General features: G+C 69.9%; 4 protein-coding genes. All 4 read right to left on the bottom strand.

Features of this window, described 5'->3' with window-relative positions; all coding sequences use genetic code 11:
• On the bottom strand, positions 1-270 hold a 270-nt coding region (locus ACT6Y9_RS09000), incomplete at its 3' end, for a beta-ketoacyl synthase chain length factor (protein WP_443744286.1).
• Positions 271-381: 111 nt separating this feature from the next.
• A complete protein-coding gene (locus tag ACT6Y9_RS08995) occupies positions 382-1,245 on the bottom strand; it encodes an ABC transporter permease (protein WP_295476912.1) in 864 nt (287 codons plus the stop codon).
• A 16-nt stretch (positions 1,246-1,261) separates the two neighbouring features.
• Positions 1,262-2,182: an ABC transporter permease gene (locus tag ACT6Y9_RS08990; protein WP_295476914.1), complete on the bottom strand. Its 921-nt coding sequence runs from the start codon at positions 2,180-2,182 to the stop codon at positions 1,262-1,264.
• 4 nt (positions 2,183-2,186) lie between these two features.
• On the bottom strand, positions 2,187-4,332 hold a 2,146-nt coding region (locus ACT6Y9_RS08985), incomplete at its 5' end, for a dipeptide ABC transporter ATP-binding protein (RefSeq protein ID WP_443744285.1).

Here is a 4,332-nt window from a genome sequence, read left to right as displayed (position 1 = left end):
GCGCGAGGCGTAGACCCAGGGGGCGTCGGGCGCGACGGCGGCGAGCGGTGCGAGCACTTCGGCGAGCGCACGCCCCAAGGGCGGGAGCCTGCGGCGCAGCATCGGGGGAACGAGGGCCGCGGGGGCCTTGGGCTCGAGGGCGTCCGGAGCCGCGAAGCCGCTCCCGGAGAGTCCGAAGCCCGGGAGTCGGGCGGCGGCGCTCCAGGCGTCCGGACCTTCAAGGCCCGGCGCCCAGGCGCTCCAGCGGAGGATCTGCGCGCAGTTCTGCATGAGGTGCTTCTCGGTGGGGAGGAGTGGAGTCCGCCGATTTTAATGGAGCCGCCCGCGGGGAGGCCGCGGCGCAGCGGTGGATCTGGAGTGAGGCGGGGAGAAGCGGGCGCGTCAGCGCATCTGCGGGTCGAGCTTCTGCTGCACCCAGTCGCCCAGGAGCGACATCGAGAGCGTGGAGATCACGATCACGACGCCCGGAATCACGGCGATCCACCAGGCGGTGGTGAGGTAGTCGCGGCCGAACCCGAGCATGGTGCCCAACGAGCTCATCGGGGGCTGGACGCCCACGCCGAGGAAGCTCAGCGCGGTCTCGAGCAGAATCATCCCGGGGAAGTTGAGCGTCATGTTCACCACGAGCGCGCTCGCGATGTTGGGGAGGATGTGCCGCCAGAGGATGCGCCGCGTCGGGATGCCGAGGCCTTCCAGAGCGGCGGCGTAGCCCTCCGTGTAGGCCGAGCGCGCGAGGTTGCGCGTGAGGCGCGCGTAGCGGTTCCAGCCGTAGACCGCCATGATCACGATGATCACCGTCACGTCCGTGCCGAGGAAGGCGAGGATCATGAGGGCGAGGACGATGAAGGGGAGCGCGGCGGTGAAGTCGATCGCGACGTTCACGACGTCGTCGACGAAGCCGCCGAAGCGCGCCGCGAGGAACCCGAGGAGCGTCCCGATCACGGCGCCCAGCGCCGTGCCCGTGACGGCGAGCACGAACGAGAGCCGCAGCGAATAGAGAAGCCTCGAGAAGACGTCGCGCCCGAGCTCGTCGGTGCCGAGCGGGTGCGCGAGGGACGTGAGCGGCGGCACGAGCCGCGAGAGAAGGTCCATGTCTTCGAGCCCGTACGGCGCGATCCACGGAGCGAGGAGCCCCGAGACGAAGAAGACGATGAGGATGACGGCGCAGAGGCCCGGGAGCCCCCGGGGGAATCCGGCGGCGAAGCGCGCGGGGAGTCCGGGGCGGGCGGCGGTGTTTGCGGACATTTTTCTCAGAGCCTCCTCAGGATTCCTTGCGCAGGCGCGGGTTGACGACGAGCGCGAGCACGTCCATCAGGAGGTTGGCGATGATGAGGGAGAACCCCGTCGCGAGGACGATCATCTGCACGACCGGAATGTCGCGCAGCGCCACGGACTGCACGAGGAGCTTGCCGACGCCCGGCCACGAGAAGACGTTCTCGGTGATCACGGCGCCCGCAACGAGGGTGCCGAGGAAGAAGCCGAGGATCGTGAGGATGGAGAGCATGGCGTTCGGAAGGGCGTGGAGCCAGATCACGCGGCGCTCCGGGAGCCCGCGCATGCGCGCGGCGCGCACGCACGGCAGCCGCATCGCCTCGAGCATGGCGCTGCGCGCGTAGCGCGAGAAGATCGCCGCCTCCGAGGTCGCCATCGTGATCACCGGCATGATGTAGTGCCAGAGGGTGGCGTCGCCGTAGGAGGGCAGCCACCCGAGCCAGATCGAGAAGACGAGGAGCAGCAGGATGCCCATGAAGAAGTTCGGCACCGCGTAGCAGACGACCGACGCGACCATCATGCCGCGGTCGAGCGCGCTGTTGCGGTGCAGCGCCGCCACGACGCCCGTCGGAATGCCGATCAGGAGCGTCACGACCGCGGTGGGGAGCATGAGCTTCAGGGTCGGCACCAGGGCCGTCATGAAGACCTCGCGCACCGGGAGGTTCGTCGAGTAGCTCACGCCCATGTCGAGCATCACGGCCTTCTTGAGGTAGACCACGAACTGCTCCCAGAGCGGACGGTTGAGGCCCCACTGTTCGCGGAAGACTTCAAGCGCGCTCTGATCGGCGTCGCTGCCGAGCATCAGGCGCGCGGGGTCGCCCGTGAGGTGGAGGCAGAAGAAGACGCACGCCGTGAGCAGAAGAAGCGTGAGGAGCGCGCGGGCGACGATGCGGGAGATGAGGGCGAACATGCTTTCAGCGCTCCTCTGCGTGGGTGGGAGCGGGCGCCTCGTCCGTGAGGAAGGAGTGCTTCACGAAGCACGCGCAGGCGTGCCCGTCCGCGACCGGCTCGAGTTCGGGGACGTCCCGGCGGCAGCGCTCCGCGGCGACGGGACACCGGTTCGCGAAGACGCACCCCGCGGGGCGGTCCATGGGCGAGGGCATCACGCCCTTGGGATAGAAGCGGATCACCTGGTCGGCCGCGCCCGGGGTGGACGCGAGCAGGAGCCGCGTGTACGGGTGCTTCGGGTGGTGGAAGACTTCGTCCACCGGTCCCGTCTCGACGATCCGCCCGAGGTACATCACCGCCGCGCGGTCGCAGAGGTAGCGCACCACGTTGAGGTTGTGCGAGACGAAGAGCATCGACATGTGGGTCGTGGCCTTGAGGCGGTTCAAGAGCGCGAGCACCTGCGCCTGAATCGAGACGTCGAGCGACGCGACGGGTTCGTCGCACACGAGGAGCGCGGGGCGCAGCGCCACCGCGCGCGCGATCGCCGCGCGCTGGAGCTGCCCGCCCGACATCACGCCGGGGAGCTTGCCGGCGTGGTGCTCGGGAAGCCCCACGGCGCGCAGCACCTCGAGCGCGCGCCGGCAGGCTTCCGTGTGGGAGAGCCCTTCGTGGATCTCGAGGGGTTCGGCGACCTGGTCGAGGACCGTCATGCGCTCGTCAAAGCAGCTGAAGGGGTCCTGGTAGATCATCTGCGCCGCGGCGCGCTGCGCGCGCCACTCGACCGTGCGGGGCTCGGGGTACTCGGCGTTTCTGAAGCGCACCGAGCCGTCGGTGGGGCGCGTGAGCCCAAGCATGAGGCGCGCCAGGGTGGACTTGCCGCAGCCCGACTCGCCCACGAGCCCGAGGACTTCGCCGCGGTTGATCTGCAGGTCCACGTCCTCGAGGACGTTCCAGGGCGTGCGGCGGCCGAAGAAGCCGCGGCGGGCGTAGTAGCAGTGCTTCTTGATCCGCGCGTCCACGATGACGGGGAATTCGCTCCTCTGCACGCCGCCGAACCCGCGGCGGTCGATTTCAGCCTCGATCTTGACGGACCCGAGGGCTTCGGGCGCGGCCGCGGCGATCTCCTCCAACTTCTCGAGGTCCGCCGAGCGCGTGTGGGCGAGAAGGCACCGCGAGCGCCAGCCCGGGTCGACGTCGTGCATCGGGGGCATCGTGCGGCGGCATTCGGGCGCCGCGAGGACGCAGCGGCTCGCAAAGGGGCAGCCCGCGCCGAGTTCGGAGGGGGCGGGAACCTCGCCCTCGATGGGCTTGAGGGACCCGCGGGGGCTCTCCATGTCGGGCATGGCGTTGAGGAGCCCCTCGGTGTAGGGGTGCGCGGGGTGAGGAATCACCTTCGCGCAGGGGCCGTCCTCGAGGAGCGAGCCCGCGTACATCACCGACACCCGGTCGGCGACGTCGCGCGCGAGGTGCAGGTCGTGGGTGACGAGGAGCATTGACATGCCCCGCGCACGCACGAGGTCGCGCAGAAGCGACAGGATCTCGCGTTGCACGACCACGTCGAGCGCGGTGGTCGGCTCGTCGGCGAGCAGGAGCTTCGGGGCGCCCACGAGGGCGAGCGCGATCAGCACGCGCTGGCGCATGCCGCCCGAGAGCTGGTGCGGGTAGGAGAGGGTGCGCTTTTCGGGCGCGGTGATCCCGACCTGGCGCAGGAATTCAACGGCGAGCTTCGTGAGCTCGGCCTTCTTTTCGAAGAGCACCCCTTCGCAAGCCCGGTTCCGGTAGTCCGGATGCCGGTAGACGATCGTCTCCATCAGCTGCTCGCCGATCGTGCGCATCGGATTGAGGGCGGCCATCGCGTCCTGCACGATCATGCTCACTTCGGCGCCGCGCAGCGCGTGGAGCGTCTCCTCGGGGGCGCCGGCGAGCTCGCGCCCTTCAAAGCGGATGCTGCCGGTGGTGGTGCTGCGCGACCCCGCGAGCCCCATCACGGAGCGCGCGAGGACGGATTTGCCGGAGCCCGACTCGCCGATCAGCGCGAGGATCTCCCCGCGCTTCAGGTCGAGATCGACGCCGTGGAGCACTTCGACGCCCGAAAAGGCGACGCGCAGTCCGCGGATGGATAAGAGTGCGCCGCCCTGGGGGGCCGGGGCGGCGGCGGGATCATGCGGGTCC

It is taken from the genome of Sutterella sp., from assembly GCF_052272535.1.
Classification (GTDB): domain Bacteria; phylum Pseudomonadota; class Gammaproteobacteria; order Burkholderiales; family Burkholderiaceae_F; genus Sutterella.
The sequence above is the reverse complement of the archived record's forward strand: the minus strand, read 5'-3'. Positions and strand labels throughout refer to the sequence as shown.